This window comes from Natronobacillus azotifigens (assembly GCF_026805325.1).
Lineage (GTDB): Bacteria > Bacillota > Bacilli > Bacillales > Amphibacillaceae > Natronobacillus > Natronobacillus azotifigens.
Genome location: NZ_JAPRAT010000021.1, coordinates 23,265 through 41,876, shown reverse-complemented (window position 1 = coordinate 41,876; position 18,612 = coordinate 23,265). Strand labels below are relative to the sequence as shown.

16 protein-coding genes and 1 pseudogene are annotated in these 18,612 nt (G+C 34.4%); 13 read left to right on the top strand and 4 right to left on the bottom strand.

Going from position 1 to position 18,612, the window contains the following annotated elements; genetic code table 11:
* Positions 1 to 30: 30 nt before the first annotated feature.
* From OWO01_RS10925 to OWO01_RS10885, 9 genes and pseudogenes are all read left to right on the top strand, one after another.
* Positions 31 to 1,782, top strand: coding sequence for an ABC transporter ATP-binding protein (locus tag OWO01_RS10925; protein WP_268780497.1), 1,752 nt, complete (start codon positions 31 to 33; stop codon positions 1,780 to 1,782).
* Positions 1,783 to 2,204: 422 nt separating this feature from the next.
* Entirely contained in the window at positions 2,205 to 2,435 is a 231-nt protein-coding gene (locus OWO01_RS10920; RefSeq protein WP_268780496.1) for an ABC transporter permease family protein, read from the top strand.
* 1 nt (position 2,436) lies between these two features.
* Entirely contained in the window at positions 2,437 to 3,477 is a 1,041-nt protein-coding gene (locus tag OWO01_RS10915) for a hypothetical protein (protein WP_268780495.1), read from the top strand.
* Between the two features lie 96 nt (positions 3,478 to 3,573).
* Positions 3,574 to 3,744 carry a hypothetical protein gene (locus OWO01_RS10910; RefSeq protein ID WP_268780494.1) on the top strand — a complete coding sequence of 57 codons (171 nt, stop codon included), beginning with the start codon at positions 3,574 to 3,576 and terminating at the stop codon, positions 3,742 to 3,744.
* A 288-nt stretch (positions 3,745 to 4,032) separates the two neighbouring features.
* On the top strand, positions 4,033 to 4,236 hold the full coding sequence (locus OWO01_RS10905; RefSeq protein WP_268780493.1) for a hypothetical protein: 204 nt from the start codon (positions 4,033 to 4,035) through the stop codon (positions 4,234 to 4,236).
* Between the two features lie 1,070 nt (positions 4,237 to 5,306).
* Positions 5,307 to 5,447 (top strand): helix-turn-helix transcriptional regulator, encoded by a 141-nt coding sequence (locus OWO01_RS10900; protein ID WP_418936215.1) that lies wholly within the window; start codon positions 5,307 to 5,309, stop codon positions 5,445 to 5,447.
* 94 nt (positions 5,448 to 5,541) lie between these two features.
* Complete coding sequence (locus OWO01_RS10895) at positions 5,542 to 5,904, top strand: hypothetical protein (protein WP_268780492.1); 363 nt, start codon at positions 5,542 to 5,544, stop codon at positions 5,902 to 5,904.
* Between the two features lie 631 nt (positions 5,905 to 6,535).
* Positions 6,536 to 7,008, top strand: a pseudogene (locus OWO01_RS10890) (transposase); the annotation flags it as partial.
* 17 nt (positions 7,009 to 7,025) lie between these two features.
* Positions 7,026 to 7,187, top strand: a complete 162-nt coding sequence (locus OWO01_RS10885; RefSeq protein WP_268780491.1) for a hypothetical protein — start codon at positions 7,026 to 7,028, stop codon at positions 7,185 to 7,187.
* 268 nt (positions 7,188 to 7,455) lie between these two features.
* Here OWO01_RS10885 and OWO01_RS10880 read toward each other — a convergent pair whose 3' ends face one another.
* The 4 genes from OWO01_RS10880 to OWO01_RS10865 all read right to left on the bottom strand — a co-directional run bounded on the left by OWO01_RS10880 (position 7,456) and on the right by OWO01_RS10865 (position 11,661).
* Positions 7,456 to 8,097, bottom strand: a complete 642-nt coding sequence (locus OWO01_RS10880; protein ID WP_268780490.1) for a response regulator transcription factor — start codon at positions 8,095 to 8,097, stop codon at positions 7,456 to 7,458.
* Positions 8,098 to 8,292: 195 nt separating this feature from the next.
* Positions 8,293 to 10,566 carry a sensor histidine kinase gene (locus OWO01_RS10875; RefSeq protein WP_268780489.1) on the bottom strand — a complete coding sequence of 758 codons (2,274 nt, stop codon included), beginning with the start codon at positions 10,564 to 10,566 and terminating at the stop codon, positions 8,293 to 8,295.
* 22 nt (positions 10,567 to 10,588) lie between these two features.
* Positions 10,589 to 10,750 (bottom strand): competence pheromone ComX, encoded by a 162-nt coding sequence (gene comX, locus OWO01_RS10870; protein WP_268780488.1) that lies wholly within the window; start codon positions 10,748 to 10,750, stop codon positions 10,589 to 10,591.
* 14 nt (positions 10,751 to 10,764) lie between these two features.
* Positions 10,765 to 11,661, bottom strand: coding sequence for a polyprenyl synthetase family protein (locus tag OWO01_RS10865; protein WP_268780487.1), 897 nt, complete (start codon positions 11,659 to 11,661; stop codon positions 10,765 to 10,767).
* 264 nt (positions 11,662 to 11,925) lie between these two features.
* Between OWO01_RS10865 and OWO01_RS10860 the strand changes: the two genes are divergently transcribed.
* From OWO01_RS10860 to OWO01_RS10845, 4 genes are all read left to right on the top strand, one after another.
* Positions 11,926 to 13,206 (top strand): MFS transporter, encoded by a 1,281-nt coding sequence (locus OWO01_RS10860; RefSeq protein ID WP_268780486.1) that lies wholly within the window; start codon positions 11,926 to 11,928, stop codon positions 13,204 to 13,206.
* A gap of 474 nt (positions 13,207 to 13,680) precedes the next feature.
* Positions 13,681 to 14,736: an LLM class flavin-dependent oxidoreductase gene (locus OWO01_RS10855; protein ID WP_268780485.1), complete on the top strand. Its 1,056-nt coding sequence runs from the start codon at positions 13,681 to 13,683 to the stop codon at positions 14,734 to 14,736.
* Between the two features lie 1,171 nt (positions 14,737 to 15,907).
* Positions 15,908 to 17,608, top strand: a complete 1,701-nt coding sequence (locus tag OWO01_RS10850) for a sensor histidine kinase (protein WP_268780484.1) — start codon at positions 15,908 to 15,910, stop codon at positions 17,606 to 17,608.
* 13 nt (positions 17,609 to 17,621) lie between these two features.
* Complete coding sequence (locus OWO01_RS10845) at positions 17,622 to 18,386, top strand: response regulator transcription factor (RefSeq protein ID WP_268780483.1); 765 nt, start codon at positions 17,622 to 17,624, stop codon at positions 18,384 to 18,386.
* Positions 18,387 to 18,612: the final 226 nt, after the last annotated feature.

Below are 18,612 nucleotides of genomic sequence, written 5' to 3'. Positions count from 1 at the left end.
GACACGACATAAATCTTAGGGAGGATTTTAATGGAAAATGAGAATAAGAAGTTAATTAGAAGAGAATTATTTCACTTTGTCAAAAAGAAGAAGTTTCTTTATCTGTTATTATGTTTCACCATGATTATAGGAATATTACTAGATTTAGCTTTACCGTGGTTCATGATGAATGTAACGAATATTGCAGTCTTAGAGGATGGAGATCGTTTTTCCTTTTTTATCTGGGTGGGGGTACTTATTCTATTTGCTAATTTCTTTTTTCATTATTTTGATGTTTTTTTGAAAAATAAAGTAGCTAGCTTTGTGCGAAATGATATGAGAAAGAAGCTGTTTGCTCATTCTTTATTATTACCACTAACATATCACGATAAAAACCACTCAGGCAGTATCGTTTCGAAACTAACGAATGATGTGAACGCTATTGGTGATTTGATGGGTAGTGTGTTCTTTTCTATCATTCGGGGTCCTCTTGTTGCGATTGTAGCATTTATCTATTTACTAACCATTCATTGGCCGCTTGCGCTTATTTGTGGATTGATTGGCCCTTTAACCTTATGCGTAGGGGCTGTCTTTGGAAAAGCGATGAAAAAGAATTCGATCTTGCTACAAGAACGAATGGCTAAAGCAGTAGAGTTGGTTCAAGATGTGCTTGCTGGTATACCCATTATTCGTTCCTATTCTCTTGAAAAAACAATGAATGAGAAATATGTGAATTCTAGTGATCGTATTTATGAACATGATCTTAAGAATGGAAAGATTAGTGCTGGTTTACAGGCGACATCAAGTTTCATAGGAATATTAAGCTTCTTACTTGCCTTTGGTCTTGGCTCTTATTTTGTAATGGAAGAAAGTATTTCAATAGGAGAACTGATTGCCTTCATTCAATTGTTAAATCATATTGTCTGGCCATTTACAGGACTTGCAGGGCTGTGGGGGCAAATGCAGTCTTCTTTGGCTGGTGCGGAGAGAGTATTTGAGACAATGCACGAGCAGCCGTGGGTAGATAAATTCCCATCGATCCTTCCTATGAATCAAACAAGCATAAAATCCATCGAGTTTCAGAATGTTAGCTTTGCTTATCAAGATAAATTAGTGATCAAAGACTTGAATTTAAAAATACGAGGCCAAGGGGTAGTCGCCCTCGTTGGTCCTAATGGTGCTGGTAAGTCTACCTTATTTAAATTATTGCAAAACTTCTACGACTATGCTGGTGCTATTTTAATCAATAATAGAAACATAGTCACGATGACACCGGAAGAATTATTAAGTTATTTCTCTGTTGTACCACAAGAAAGTTGTCTTTTTACTGGTACGATTTTAGAAAATATTAATCCTAATGATCAATTGAGCATGGATGACATGGATCGGATTCTCGAATTTTCTCATGCAAAAGACCTCGTTGAAGCATTACCAGGAGGGTTGAACTTCCATATCGGGGAAAAAGGATCAAAACTATCGGGAGGACAAAAACAGCGGATCGCGATTGCGAGAGCGCTAGCGAAAGCAGCACCGATCTTATTGTTAGATGAAGCTACTTCTGCCCTGGATAACCAGTCAGAAAGGAACGTGAATAAAGCAATTACGAACCTGATGAAAGGTAAAACAACATTTGTGATTGCACATCGCCTTTCTACTATTACAGATGCTGATTTAATAGTCGTTCTAGATGATGGAAAAGTAGTTGAGCTTGGCGATCATGATCAATTGTTAAGTGAGAAAGGGCTATACCATCGTTTGTATCATGCACAATTTAAGCATGAAGATGAGCTAGTTATACAGTAGTAGCATTACGCTTGAATGGGTTTTTTTGAGAAAAACCCCATACCTAAAATGTGTAAACTTTGATACCGACAAAAAGTGGCGGTCAACCGCCACTTTTTGTCGGTGTTTCTTTGAAGAGGATTTGGTACACTTTTAATAGGGAAGAAAATTAAATGTAATTGCGAATGACTACAATACATATTTTTGCTGATTAAGATATAAGTTTTTAACATTAAAAATTTTCGGTGGAGATTATTGGTCGGTGGGCGTAATGGAGCCGACGTAGTTTCTACTTAAGACAAATATAATAAGGGTGGACTGAAAATGAAAACAGCTGAGTATATTATTGAGGTTAGCCATCTGCAAAAGTCCTTTTATAAGAATGGCCAACAGAATGAAATTTCAAATGGAATCAATGTTACTATCGCGAAAGGTAAATTTATATGTGTATGATTGCATTTTTCATCGCCATCTCCATTGCTTATCTATTAATAGCAATCATTAATGGGTCTTTCGTACAGAAACCAGATGAAGTTGTTCTAATTTTGAACATGAACATAGGTCATGTTATTTCTAGCTTTATTTTATCAATACTTGTAGGCATTACCGCTAGTTTTCATAAAATAATGAGAACAGCAAAAATAAAGCCTGTGAAATATTTAGGGGGGGAATAATATGTGTAAGAAGAATCATCGGTTCAGCTGCATTATTTTTTCTTTAATCCTTTTCGTACTCATAGGCTGCAATAACTCCATGCCAGATGATCTAGCGTTTGAAGAGGAAATGGGAAGCGATTTTGTCACGTTTCTAACAAGTGAAAAAGGAAAAACATATTTTAATATTCACAGTCAATCAAACAATGCGATTGATTTTACCCATCGATTAAGGGATACAAACGAATTGTTTCATGCAACCGTTGGGGTTTCAGACAATCTGAACATTGTGGCTATAGCGAGAAATGATCTTGCCCCATTTGGATACGATCTCTATCAGGTGGATTCCCACTCTGTGACAAAGAAAGGTTTTATTGAAGGTGATGTCGGACAAGTGATCTTAGTAGAAGACACGCTTTATGCCATCCAATATAATCATATTCGTTCTCATGTCCATCTTTATCAATACGCTATCGATAATCTAACACAAGAACTGAATTCTTGGAAAATACCAGGAATAGAAGTTTCTGATCTCAAATATAACGCAAAGGAAAAAACGTTGTACATGACAAGCTTTGGCGAACAAAGCACTTATCTGTCAACGATTAAAAATGATGTTTTTCAGGAAAAAGAAATTTTTTCACGTCCCTATAGCACGAATTTGTTAATTACGGAAGACTCCTTTTTGGTTAGTCAAGGGAGACAAGTTAATAATGGTTATAAAGAATATGGAACAATTTATGAGCTGAAAGAAGATAGGATAAAGCATTTTATTCAAACCGAATTACCACCGTCTCAAATGATCTATAATCAAGAGAAACTATTTGTAGTGTCCGGTAATGTAAACAGACCTGCTGTAGAAATTTATGAACTAGATTCAAAGCGTAAGTTAGCTCATTTGAACGTTGGAGAACCATTGTGGGGAACGGTTTCTTTAACAAGCGGGGTCCATCTGTATACGCCAAGTGGTGTTTTTTGTATCGACAATTTACGTATGATAAAGTTATTGACCCATCAAAATGAAGCAAACGCAAAAATTAATCTGAATATGTATCATTATTGAAATGATTAAAGTCATTAGTGATTAAGAAATGCTCTTTTAAATAGGGGATAAATTTGTTAGACTGTAAATTAATGAAAGATTGGAGGAATAAAATTTATGGAAATAAAACGAAACGAAATATGGAATAACTTCTCCCCTGGATTTAGAATTATTTTACTACTAATTATGGGATATATTTTAATGGAGTTTGTTCTATTTCTTTATGAGGTAGTAGCATACGATTTGGGTCAATTAATTTATAGGTGGTTATTAAAGCCGTTTGTGTAACGGAAGCATTCAACTTTCAATTTTCAAATGAATCGATAAAGAACTTAAATTAGGAGAATGTTTATGCGACTTTTTGAAAAAAATTTACAATTAACACCAACGAACTACAACAGTTAGAGAAAGTTTGAAAATAGGATTTTTTGTTGGAATAGTGTTGGGGTTTATTCTGCTGGGTCTGGTACTTTGAGGCTATGGGGATCAAATAAAATTCTTGTGAACGAAAATTTTGTAAGAAGGATTGATTCTTTTTTCTGTTGGGGACCTTATAACAAATAGGAGGTAACAACATTGAAAACAAAAGCAAAAGTTATAAGCGGAAGTATCGATGGTGATGATTTAGAAAACAAGATTAACTTTTTCTTGGAAAATGAAAAAAATATTGAAATTCAACATATGCAATTTGCAAATAATAGTATTGCTGAAGTAGCAACCACCGTAATTATTTATAAAAAGACGGACGAAGAGAGCGATAACACAAAACATTGTGAGTAAATCAGTAATGATTGCCGTACATTTTTTAATTCCTTGGTAATGTATAGCGAAGTTTCACCACCTATGTAGAAAAAATGAGAGGTAAATTATGTAAACGCAACACTGTTGAACACACGCAACCAGAATAGTAGCACTTTATGTTTGCTCTGCAATAGTAGTGAATACTTTTGAATTCTTTGAAGCTGAATACAATAATAGTTCAGGTGTAACTTTTTATGGAGCTGCTCTATCGTTAATTGTAATTGTTTCAATAAATAGATATAAAATAAAAAACACATGTAATAAGGGTTATAAATAATATCTTATGAAGGATAAATAATTGAACAAATGTATCTTGTTGAAATGACAATTTTTGTATTAACTTGATATAGAGACATAAAAATGAAGTAGGAGTTGAGTATTTTGGAATTATCTGAGGAGTGTAGAAAATTAATAGAAAGTAACTCGTTACTCTTGAAAGTTCTTTTAGTGGTATGGATATTGGTAGGTGGCTTTCATATAGGGCGTGCTATAGGTGCTTTTATTGCAATTATTCAGTAAATCAAAAATTAAAGAGATTGTACACGAATGTGGGAGTTCTCCTTCTAGGTAGATAACTTTCTTATCGACAGAGTGATTATGGGTTAACTATAGTATCCAAACGAGCTGGTAATCGTGTGAAAGTCAATTTTGATAGTATTGATATGCATACAGATTGCCAAAGCCACTAGTACGGATTTATATAAATGTTTTTTAAAAAAACTGCAGATGTAAGTGGTAAAGCAATAACTCTAGGGAGTCGGAATTGATTTTTAAAAACAAGTGATTAACCTTTGGGGCTTGATCTCGTTAGTTTATTTAGATTCTATGATATTGGTGATTGGTAGTCCTATCATTATTTTTCGGGAGGTGGTTAATATCCATACAAAAAAAGTCGTAGATTTAGAACCTGGTTTTTTCTCTGTATTATTCAAGTCCAGTATCGTATTAATAGCTTTTTATGTGGCTATGGATCTTTATTTTGTAAAGTCAATAAATCATCAAAGTTTAATTCTGCCAGTATTGCTGTTACTTTTCTCCAGATTTTACAAGTGACACGTCAAACGATAACAGCAATTGAAAATTGTAAATATAATCCAGGTTTAGAACTTTCCTTAAAAATCGCTAAATACTTTGATCTTTCAGTTCATGATATTTTTAGATTAAAAGAATCAGCTGAACCAAATCAATAGAACATCATAAGGAAATAGTGGAATTTGAAGAATAACTTAATTATAGGGAGGATTTTTGATGATGAAATGATTTCAAAAATGGATATTATGTCTCGTGGCTATAGGTACAGTTATTGGTAGTTTATTAGGACAAACATTAAACTATATTATAAATGGGACATTTTATTTAGATGCGATACTGGGAACTGTAACAAGTGCGATTATTTTAATATTTATAAATGTTATTATGGTATATGTAAAGTCTGATAAAACACCTTATACAGATGAACGTACAAAAAAACATATATTGAAACTATTAGCGTATTCCTCACAATTATTTTTAGTATTAGTATTCGTAACATTTGGTATATTGGGGTTAATAGGTGTTGAAAATATACTGCTTACATACTTATTAATTGGATTAATGGTATATTTTTTGATTATTGGCATTGGGGCATTCGTTTTAAGAAATAGATAGACTGAAAATTGGAGAGGAATAATTAATCAGAAAGTTTGCTCTTGATTGTTTAGTTGAAGAGTCGGAAAGGCTTTTTCATCCCAAGCAGAATTCTCCAAATTATATAGTGCATTGGAAGGGGGATAGCTATTAAAAATCTATCCCCTGTTTTATAAAACTGTATATGAGTCATAGTTAGTATGCTCTAATTCATCGTTAGATAATACAGATATCCTTTGCTTCTTTGTTAAATGACTGGGTCAGAATTTCTGCCGATAATTTTTCACAAACATTCAAGCAGGATTATGCAGCTTGAATGTTTGTTTTGTTTGGTGGCATTTTGCTGGTTTTGATTCTGCATAATTGGAGTGAAATTGTCTTATTCATGAAGAAATTCTGGCTACCCTAAACCAAAGGGGAAAGTAAGTATTTATGAATTAAGGAATGAGGTTAGCTATATCATGTGAATAGTGATAAGAGGATCTGTGTGCGGTAATACCGCAAGCACGATACTGAGAGGGGGAGGAACTCAATCCTAATGGAAAGGTTCCTTTCTACTCGATCTGTTGAAAGTGAATAGGTTACACTTAGTTGGACATATTCGTTAAGGTCATATAAACTTGAATTAATAAAAAGCGGAGGAGAATCAATTATGGCTAAAAGAGAACGTAGAACATTTTCAAAAGAATTTAAAGAACAAATTGTCCAGCTACATGCTTCAGGTAAGCCAAGAGCTGAGATTATCAAAGAATACGAGCTGACGCCTTCTGCCTTTGATAAGTGGGTTCGCCAACATAGTACAACTGGATCCTTTGAAGAGAAAGATAATAGAACTCCGAAAGAGGAGGAGTTAATCAGACTTCGCAAAGAAAATCAAAGGCTTTCAATGGAAAATGATATTTTAAAGCAAGCCGCGTTGATCATGGGACGAAAGTAGATGTGATTCGAAATAACAGTCACAAATACTCTGTATCAGCGATGTGTGACGTCCTAAAAATCCCCAGAAGTACGTATTATTATGAAGCAAAAATCCGTGATGACCAAGAGGAATAGGAATTAACAGAACTTATTACAGATATATTCAAAAAGAATCGAAATGTATATGGTCAACGAAAAATAAAGAGGGAGAGAGAGGTTTAATAATGGAAAACATTTTAAAAATAAATAAATTTGATGAATTATCAAATGAAGAAATTACTGATATTAATGGTGGTCTTGTTATAACTGGTGGAAAGATACTTATAGGGATTGCTGTCACTGGATATAAGTTCGGTGAATGGGTGAAAAATGCTTTTTTTAAATAATTTGTTGATTTAAAATGATAGGTGTTGGTGAATAATTCATTGTCTCATCGTAATATGATTATAATGGTATTCACTGACATCCTTTTTGTTTTTATATGTAAAAACATAAGGCGTTAATAAAGCCAATTAAAATCCATTGTAATGGTTGGGCAGTAGTAAACCACTCTAAATCACAATGGACAACTTTATTAAAAAACCTCGCTTGAACAATGGCAGTGGAAAAACTGAAATCCCCACTGTCTGAAATTGACTCTATATCCTGAAATGCTCAGCCCATAAATTCAGGTACTATATTTAATTCTTTAGCTTTTGTAATAAGCTCTGACCTAGAGCTTACATTAGCTTTCTTAAATAACTTTGATAAGTGTCTTTCGATACTTCGCTGACTTGTAAATAGTTCTTCAGCAATGGTTGTATTGGTTGCTCCATTTGCAACCGCCAAAAGTATTTTCTCTTCTTTCTCTGTTAATCGAATTTCTTGTTCTTCTTTATTAGGAATATGGGTTTGTCTTTTTAACTGTGTCAGTAGCTCTAATGGAACAATAACTTGATCTTTTAGTGCACATCGTATTGTTGTAATCAGATCGTCACTGGAAGATTCTTTACTAATAAAACCAGTGACACCAGAATCGATAAACTGATTGAAATGACTAGATATATCGTGAGCAGTTAAAATAATTACTTTTGCGTCTGGATAATGTTGTAGAATTTTCTTCGTCAATTGTAAGCCATCAATATCCGGCATGTGCAGATCAATAAGATAAACATCAAATTGCTTCTCTGTAATTTTGTTACAAAAATCTATACTAGACCCTTGGTACACCGTTAAAAAGTCTGGTACTTTGGAAAGAATCGTTTTCGTACCTTCTCCTACAATAGAATGATCATCAACGATTGCGATTTTAATCAATTTAGACACATCCTCTTTATTTTATCCCGGAGCAACCGTCCGTAAGACTCCCACTTCAAAACAACGAGAATATCAAGTTGTTTAAGTGGGAGTAACGGACGCTAGCACCCCGAATGGTTCAAGGGCCTTTAGGTCATCCTTTAGGGCTAACAATCAGTGGGGGAATATCTAAAAACCCACCCACTGATTGAAGTTTCACTTTATTGGTATATTAGCGATTACAGTTAATCCTTTACCTGGTTCAGAATTAAAGGTAACAGTTCCATTAAAACTTTGAATACGCTCTTTCATTCCTACTAGCCCCATTTTATTTTCAGTTGAACGCATATTAATTAATTTCATGCCTATTCCATTATCAACATAGGCAAGCTCCAAGTGGTGATTATTCACGCCTAGTGTTACGCGCACTTCTGATGCCCTCGAATGTTTAGCGGCGTTATTTAGTAGTTCCTGAACAGTTCTAAATAGGATGCGTTTATAATCAAGGTTAAGCGCTTGTTCATCAAAAGAATCATCAATCTGTATCGACAGAAGACTGTTTGACCTTAAATTGAACTTGTTCTGAAGCTCTGTCAACGTAGCCTTAAGCCCGAATTCGATTAATAATGGGGGAGCTATCTCTTGACACGTTTCTCTCATTTGAAAGATAATATCCTCTATATCTTCGTTCATTTCAAACAATTGTTCCGTTACTTCAGCTTCTTTTGTCTTACTTTTAACATCTTCCATTTTTCTTTTTAAAATGATAATATCTTGAAGAAAAGAATCATGGATATCATTAGCAAGTTTTTTTCTTTCTTCTTCTGACCATTTGAAGATCAAGCGATTAATCCAATGGGAATCGCTAGATTGGTTCTTTTTTAATTGAGTGAGTAAATCTTCAATTTTTATCATATTTTCTAGTGATACACTCGCATGATAAGCTAGAGTTGAAAGCCAATCTTGTTCTTCAACATTTAAATTTCTCACGTTATTGAGTGTAGCAAAAAGCACGATGTAATGCTCATCTTTTTCACCTATCGGGATACTAAAAGTACTTCCTAATAAAGTGATCTTCCCTATACGAAGCGTACTTCGCTGTAATTTTCGTGAAAGTTTTTGATAAGACTCGTTTAAATCTTTATCATCATTTTCTTTTCGATACTTATCTATAGGATAAAAATCAAGATGATTTGCGCTTAAAACATCGGTTACTTCTCTTTGAAAATCCTTTAGAACGCCATCGACACTATTTTCATGTTTTAAAGCTTCACTGAATCGATAAATACTTTTTTGGTAATAATCCCTCTCGACGAATAGAGAAGATCTCAGTAATCTGTCTAAGTAATTTTTAAAAAAGAAGCTTGAAAAGGTGAATAAAAAAGTAAAAACAAAAAATATTCCCAAGGTCGTTATTTGAAACGGTTCTTCAGAAAGAGCATAGTAAAGTCCGCAAATGAACAATGTAAATACGAAAGACAATATTGCATAATAGGTGAACTGTTTAATGTGAATTCTGATAAGGTACAGTCTTCCAGTAGTTAGTAAAAATAAAAAACAGATCGGGAGTGTGAAAATGAATAAGATAGCTATTTCACCGCGAATAAGCGCGGAGCCCAAAACTATATGCGGAATTGCATATAACAAGGTGTACGGTGCAATGGCAATAACAAGCGTTTTAAAAATCCAGCTATAAGTTGTCTTTAAAAGGTTGTTTTTGTTTTTCAATACAATAAAACTTTTGGTTAGACATATACCAATGACAGTTAAGAAACAAACAAAAGTAATTAACAAGACTTCTTTTATTGGTAAGTCGATTGGTTCAAAAGTGACTAGGAAAAATACGATCATTGCAATACCATATAAAATATAGAGAACATTCTTTGAAAACCATATGGCGCCTTTTTCCTTCATAAAATGATAAATAAAGTGTAGGAAGAGTATCGGTGCGGTTAATAAAGTGAAATCTCCTGTTATTAGGCCAACGGAAGAAAGCTTCATGGATAAGCTAAAACCGATGTATCCAATTGCCAAAACTAGCATAAAATAGATTAATGTTAGTGAACTGTTATTTTTATAGTTTTTATATAAGGTAAGACTTAGTAACAAGCTCATCAAAAAGTATAAGAAAGGAATCAAGAAATAGATAATGCCCTGCTGAGCTAGTACAGAGGAATAATCAATTTGAAAGGTCATATCCGTCCCATTTTGATTTACAGTTAGTGTTTTGACCTGTTCGATTCGTCCGTGAGTAGTAACGATGTGATTATGCTCCGGTTGTTCCCCATCGATAAGTACAATAAGATCACCATGTTGGATACCGTTATGCCACCCCCATCCAAGATCATGCAATGCTGTGACATAAAAGTCACCATGATCATTGTCGGTTACATAGATTCCTATATATGGATCAGTATTAAGTTGAGTTAAGTAGACAGCGTAAATAATAGAAAAAAAGATAAATAGCGAGAGTAGAGTATTTTTGTTCATCATAGCTTCCTCATTATCTGACTTATCTCCAGTAGTCCTTAATTTCGCCTGCAGAAGTCAACAGAAAAGAATTTAGTATTGCCTTTAGTTCTTTAGGTGTAACCCCAAGCAAACTAGCTTTTCCATTTTTAATTTTTTCGAACACCTCTGGATTTTTGCTTAAATAGTATACTGCTTCTTGCATGAAAAACGCCTCCTCTAAACGAATTTTTTTAATCTATCTTTATAATACTGTGAAACATCTAGCTGGTTAATTAAATCTAGTGCTTCAATTTTGTTTAATTCAATCACTGCTTTTGTATATTTCATAGCTCCTAGCTGTTCCATCTCTTCAATGACTTCTTGTTTTTTAGCTGAAATGGTTTCGAAAGGATGATTACTGCTATAATAATTCTTTAGTAGACTAGCTTCTTTAATTGTGAGCATATAAATAATCGGAAATGTTTTCTTTTTTGCAGGAATATCAGATTTCTTATCCCAAGCGTATATGTCTTGTACATCATTTTTTAATTGGGAAGCAACACCAATTTTTTCTGTGTACTGATTCACAAGAGAAAGCTGTGAACTATTAGCTAATATTGCCCCTAACGAGCAAGCTAGAGTCACGAATGAAGAAGATTTTTTTCTCACAATGTTTACGTAATCAGTCTCGTTGTTGATTTGGTTTTTTAAATCAAGATACTGGCCTGTCATCGACTGAAAAATCATTGAGTAAAAGATGTCATTGAGCAATGAGTGATCATCTGAATTAACATCATCAAGCACTTTCTTACTTAATAGTAATAATCCAGAAGCCAAACTTAACACAAAGGATTTTTCTGTTCGCTGCCATGGAGCATCACTAACATCTTGATCTTGTATGTCATCAAGAATGTCAGCTGCTAAAGCAAATATTTCTATCGAAGCAGCAACAGATAAAATATCTTTACTAACCCCATTAAACATTTCGTAATGAAGGATTGCTAACTTACCAAATAAAAACTCTCTAGTACTAGATTGATAGGCAAAATAGTTGATCGCAAGTGATTCCATCTCATCATTACGAAAGCTATTTCGAATTTGCTCTTCAATTCTCTCCTGAATTAAGCCGTCCATACTTACTCCTCAAAAATCTTTTATAATCCCTATTTTACTACAATTGCTAGTATAATTGTATATTTTTTAAATAATTTAGGGAATGTTTTACACACAGCGGTGCCTGTCACCACCCGGTTTTTGTCGAATGATAACACAAATGATGAGTAGGATCGTTTCTTTTTATTAATTTTTATTTAGAAAAAATTTACATTAAGTTAACTTATTTCTAACAACTATTATGCTACCATTAAGGTGATTTTACTTTGAAGGGATGGGTTGTTAATGAAGTTAAGTAAAGAAGAGCGTTCTTGGATATTATATGATTGTGGAAATTCAGCTTATTCAATAGCTATTAGTACAGCTTTACTACCTATCGTATTTGGCATGTTTGATGGTATAGAAAGTAGCATGAGTTTAGGTTATTTCAACTCTATAGCCAGTATATTGATCGCTATTCTAAGTCCGATATTGGGAACGATTGCTGATTATAAAGATAAGAAAAAACGATTTTTCATCTTTTTTGCCTGTTTAGGTATTTTGGCTACAACTTCATTAGCTTTCATCTCTCCTGCGAGCGGACAGTGGCAACTTCTCGTTCTCTTTTATATTTTATCTGCAATCGGCTTTTCGGGTGCGAATATCTTTTACGATTCTTTTTTAGTCGATGTTACGCCAAACGAAAAGATGGATAAAGTATCTACTCAAGGCTTTGCATATGGGTACATCTTTAGTGTGATTCCGTTTTTAATTAGTTTATCGTTGATTTACTTTATTGGGATGGATCAGGTGCTTGGTTATCAACTTGGTTTTATTATGACTGCCCTGTGGTGGGGACTTTTGACACTACCGATGATTAGAGATGTTAAACAAAGATTCTATGTAGAGCCTGAACCGAAACCAATTGCTAATAGCTTTAAACGGTTAGCAAATACTTTTAAAAACATAAGACAACACAGAACTGTGGTTATTTTCTTAGTAGCCTATTTTTTCTATATCGATGGTGTTGATACTATCATAAAGATGGTTGTTCCTTATGCAACGACAGTTTTGGGTGCCAATTCACTTGATATGTTCACATTACTTGGTATTCTGTTAATTATTCAAATTGTGGCGTTTCCTTGTGCCATAATATATGGCAAGCTTTCCGAACGTTATTCAACGAGAATGATGATTATTGTTGGGATTTGCACTTATATTATTTCCTGTGTAGCCGCATTTTTTATTACATCAGTTTGGCACATTTTTATCTTAGGCATGATGATCGGTTCAGCACAAGGTGGGATACAGGCGTTAAGTCGTTCCTATTATGCGAAGATTATTCCAAAAGAGAATTCAAATGAGTTTTTTGGATTTTATAATATTTTCGGCAAATTTGCTGCTATTTTAGGTCCTTTCATCATGTCTTTGACAACAACCTTAACTGGCAATGCTCAATTTAGTATCTTGGCGATTATTCCGTTGTTTTTAATCGGATGCATCATTTTTATGAGCTTGCCAAAAGATACACCTATCGATGGTGTTATAGAGAAGGATCTTTGTGTAACGGAAGAACAACCTGTTTAATAGTCCAAACAACATTTGATGTATTTCGTTGCACCATTGAGATCTTTAAGAAGGTTTTTAAAAGTTATCAAATGATAAGTAGGGCATCTATTCGGTGGCTCTTTTTTCTGTTCCTTATGTAGAAAAAACTTATCCTCGGGATCTCAGAACTTCGCCCCCATTTGAACTGCTTGCGCCTCATTCGTCGACTTTTTGAACTTTTCGATAATTAGGAGTGTTGAACCCTAGCATTCTGAGGGATTTAAGCTCCTTTAAACTTCAGAACCCCTTTCAGGATTAAAAGTAGTGGGAAAACATTTCCCCTCGCCTGCACTGATGGGAGTCTCACTTTGAAAATATCGATTATAGAAAGAGGATATTTTTAGCTCCTAAGCATCTCAGTTGATTCATTACTATCTTTTGCGGTATTCTAAGCACAACTTAACCAAATGAAATGGTTGGTAAAGAAAAACTGCAGAAGAGGGTGAGGTAAAGATGGAGAAATACGGTATTCATCAAAACGAGGGATTGGAATTTGGTTTATATACACTAGGCGATCATTTACCTAATCCTTTAACTGGAAAAAGAATTTCAGCAGAAGATCGGATTCAGGAAATTATTGAATATGCAAAACTAGCAGATCAAGCGGGGATAAATTTTTTTAGTGTGGGGGAAAGTCATCAAGAGTATTTCACAACACAAGCGCATACGGTTGTTCTTGGAGCGATTGCACAAACGACTGAAAAGATAAAGATAGCAAGCTCTTCAACGATAATTAGCACATTAGATCCTGTTCGTGTGTACGAAGATTTTGCAACATTGGATTTACTTTCCAAGGGGCGGGCTGAGCTTGTTGCTGGTCGCGCATCGAGAGTTGGGTTGTTTGAGTTATTGGGCTATGATATCCGTAACTATGAAGCTTTGTATGAAGAGAAATTTGATTTGCTCCGTCAAATCAATGAAGAAGAAGTAGTGAATTGGCGTGGCGAATTTCGAGCCCCATTAAAAGAGGCTACCGTACTTCCGCGCCCGAAAAAGGGTAAAATGCCAATTTGGCGTGCTGTTGGAGGAACACCTGAAAGTGCAATAAAAGCTGGGAATGCAGGTGTTCCTATGTTTATGGCTCACCTAGGTGGTACGACGCCAGTCTTTAAACGAACGATTGATGCATATCGTGATGCAGCTGAACGTGGTGGACATAATCCAGAAGAATTACCGGTAGCAACAGCAGGATTTTTCTACGCAGCAGAAACATCACAGCAGGCACAAAAAGAAATGTATCCACATATAAACGAAGGAATGAAAAAGACGAATGGACAAGGTTTCCCTAAGCAGCTTTTTGAACAGAGTGCGGATCGAAGTAGTATAATCAATGTTGGTAGCCCACAGGAAATCATTGAAAAGATTTTGTACCAACACGAGATGTTCGGACATCAGCGATACACTGCACAAATTGATTTTGGTGGTGTTCCGTTTGATCGACTAATGAAAAATATTGAGTTGATTGGAAATGAAATCTTACCAGCAATAAAAAAGTACACAGCCAAATAGGGAGATGCTAATGGCATCTCCCATATTTATTGGTTTTTTAATTGGATAGTCGAGAACATTTGCAAGCCTATAGTTTGTAAGGATTTCTAGTTAAACTAATACTCATGTTTCTTCAAATTTCAATGTTTTCTTAAATTTCAGATAAAGACTCTTTGTTAGAAATATTCAATATTTTTCACTGGAATTTGTAACTACCTCACCATGTTGGAATTTAAAGTGATTTGGTGCGTGGGAAAGTTATAACCGCAGTGAAAAAATTAGTTCCACTTGTGACCATAAAATAAAGCCGTTAAAATCTTACTTTGCGTGAATGGTGATGTTCTACAATAGTAGTTAGTAATTAATGGTAGTGATTTTTTGCTGAATATTCCACGTATTCCTGTTTAGAATCCATATATTTCTTGATCTTTGCTAGGGCTTATTACGATAACCTTGATCTTGTAAGTTATTTATCCCGGAGCCATCGTCCGTAAGACTCCCACTTCAAAACAACGAGAAAAGCAAGTTGTTTAAGCGAGAGTAACGCTAGCTAGCCCCCCGAATGGTTCAAGGGCCTTTAGGTCATCCTTTAGAGCTAACAATCAGTGGGGGAATACCTAAAAACCCCCACTGATTGAAGTTTCATTTTATAAAGGTAGCGGCTACTAAAGCAAGTATTGAATTAAAGTAGCAATGGATATAATACCTTTGCCCTTCTCGTTAATATGTTATAGTATTAAATCATTAAATAAAAATCCTCTCTATTACGATTGAAATTTTATAAATGGATTGTACAGCAAACATTTGTATGACTTCTACTTCAAAACATCCAGAAACCTCACAATTGCTTAAATCTATGTAACCGAAATTATGGATTAAATTGTTTAACTCCTATTCGTACTAACAACAATGGGTGAGAAATCGAAGCCCTTTCACTGATTGTAGTGTTACGAATGGTTGTCCGAGTTAAAATAGCTCATTGAATATTAACCTGACGAACTAAATGTTTATTTTCCTCTTTAAAGACCACCCAGATAAGTTTAAAATAAATGAGCAAATGTTTTTTACTATAGACCATATCTGTTTTTCTTTTCAATGTATAATATAGGTAGCAGTATCAGTGATTGTTATGATAAATAAGCTATTCGAGCAGAGGTGATTTCTTATCAAAAAATGGAGAAAATGGAATACGTTGAGAAATCAAATTCTTTCAGTCTATTTAATTGTCATGATACTTGTCCTTTCTACAGTTAGTATCTTAACGTTTAATCACGTGGCAACGATGTTAAAAGGAAATGCCGAAGAACAGATTCAACAAACAGCAATAGAATCAATAGGTAGATACGACTCTTTGTTTGAACAAGTAAATTTAATTACGAAATTGATGGTGACAAATGATACAATCCAAGAAGTTATGTATGAAGAAAGACGTGGTAATTCAGCGAGTTTTGAAGATAAGCAGGAATTAGTAACGTTAACAAATCGTCTTCAAGTGAATGCAGATGGCATCTATATGGTCGAATTATATAATTATCAGTATGAGAAAATTATTCCACTTGATGGATCTGGTCTACAAATAAACATCGGACAGGAAACCGTAGAAAAGGTTAATAATGCAAAAGGTCAGTTAGTTTGGATTGGAGAAGACCCGGTAAATCCGAATTACTTTTTGTTAATGCGAAGAGTTAGTTTAATTGATAAGAATTTTTCGAATGGTGGTTACTTGCTAGCTAGGGTGAATCGAAATTACTTTCAAACCTATGCTCAAGAAAGTGAACAAGAGCAAATAACGGTAGTGACAGACCAAGCTGGTCATATCATTTCAACAAATTACGATGGTTTAAATGCAGTCAATCATGAAAATATGAGGCGCTATTTCGAGAATAAGGATGACCAATCTTATATTCAGATAAGTGAAACGTCCAACGTAACAGGTTGGACCGTTACAATTCTAACGCCAATGAGTCGGTTGACAGAAGGATTACCTGGGTTGAGAACGACAATCTTTGTTTCTGGGCTGGTCGGCGTGATTATCTTCTTTATTTGTTCCTATTTTCTCTCAACTTATATTTCTAAACCTATTCAAAAGCTGACGAAAACGATGCGTCAAGCGAGCAAAGGTAATTTAACAGTAACTCCGAGGAGCGCTTCATCCAACGAGATAAATGAACTGAACGATACGTATAATCAGTTGGTTGAGGAAACCAACTATCTGATTCAAATGGTCTATGAAAAAGAATTGATAAAAAGCCGTACAGAATTAAAGGCGTTACAAGCCCAAATTAATCCCCATTTTCTTTTTAATACATTGGACTCACTATATTGGTCCTTGGACGATAAAGAAGAAGAAGGTTTAGCCAGTATGGTATTAGCTATGTCAGAATTATTTCGATATACGATAACTAAAAGTAATGCTGAGGAGTGGGTTGCGTTAAAAGATGAGTTAGAACATATTAAACAATATATGACGGTAATGAAAATGCGTTTTGGGAACCGCTTGACTTGTCAAGTAGAGGTTGATCAATCATTATTGGACATGCAGATACCTAAATTGCTTATTCAACCTCTTGTTGAGAATGCTGTGCTTCACGGTATTGGCGCTCAAGTGGGTGAAGGATTAATTCAATTGAACGTGACGGAAGTTAAGAAGGATAGTGCACATGTCACTGTAGCGGATAATGGTGTAGGTATGAGCAGGAAGACCATCGATTCTATTTACGAATCAATTGAGAGAAAAAGTAGCCTAAGTACATCAAAAAATGGAATGGCATTAGCGAATGTAGAGAGAAGATTACAATTATATTATAATCCTGAAGAGGTAACTGGCCTTACAATTAAAAGTAAACCGAATGAAGGTACAACCATTAGTTTTACAATACCGATTATAAAATAAAGGGTGGGGTTTAATGAATGAAAAAAAGATTTTAATCGTTGATGATGAACCGAGAACACTGAACGGATTGAAGCGTACCTTGGAAAAATGGTCAGAAGGCCAACATATAATCATTTGTTGCGATAATGCGCATGCGGCTATTGATTATTTACAAAAAGAACCGGTTCATTTACTAATAACCGATATTAGTATGCCCGAAATGACTGGGTTAAAATTATTGGATACTTTGAATAAACAAAGTAGACTTCCAATGGTAATTGTTATTTCAGCATATTCAGAATTTGAATATGCTCAAGAAGCTTTAAGGTTAGGTGTAGCAAATTATTTAGTTAAACCAGTAGGCAAAGATAAGCTTATTGAATCTGTTGAAGAAGCCCTTGACAAACAAGAAGATCTTATGAAAACGAAAGTGATTGAGAAAATGGTAGATGATCATTTGATAAAAGTTAATAGAAATGATTCCTGTTCTCGCTCAATTAGAGAAGCAATTGAGTATATTGATGAGTATTATTATGCGGATCTTTCCTTAAAAAAAGTTGCCGCCCATGTTCACTTAAATCCCAGTTATTTGAGTACATTATTCAAAGATGAATTAAAACTCTCTTTTGTGGAATACTTGACACGAGTTCGAATCCAACGAGCTAAGCAATTACTTTTAACTACTGATTTAAATGTGACGGAAATTGCAGAAAAGGTAGGTTATAGTACGCCTAAGTATTTTAATAAAGTATTCAAAGAACAGGAAAAAGTAACGCCAAGTGGATTCAGGAAAAAATGATAACGCTTTCTGTAAAAATGGACATTTTACTAAAAGACATGTCCTTATCATCAACTAGTTTTGTTGTAAAACTAGAATTTTGCAGTTAAATAGCCTTAAGCTCTTGTTAATGTTAGGTTTGAGGCTGTTGCAATTTTACAGAGAATCATAGCGAATTTTTACTCTTTTTTTGTCCTTACTAATATTTTTTGATTTCTCCTTGTGAGCGAATCTGTTTAGGGAAATT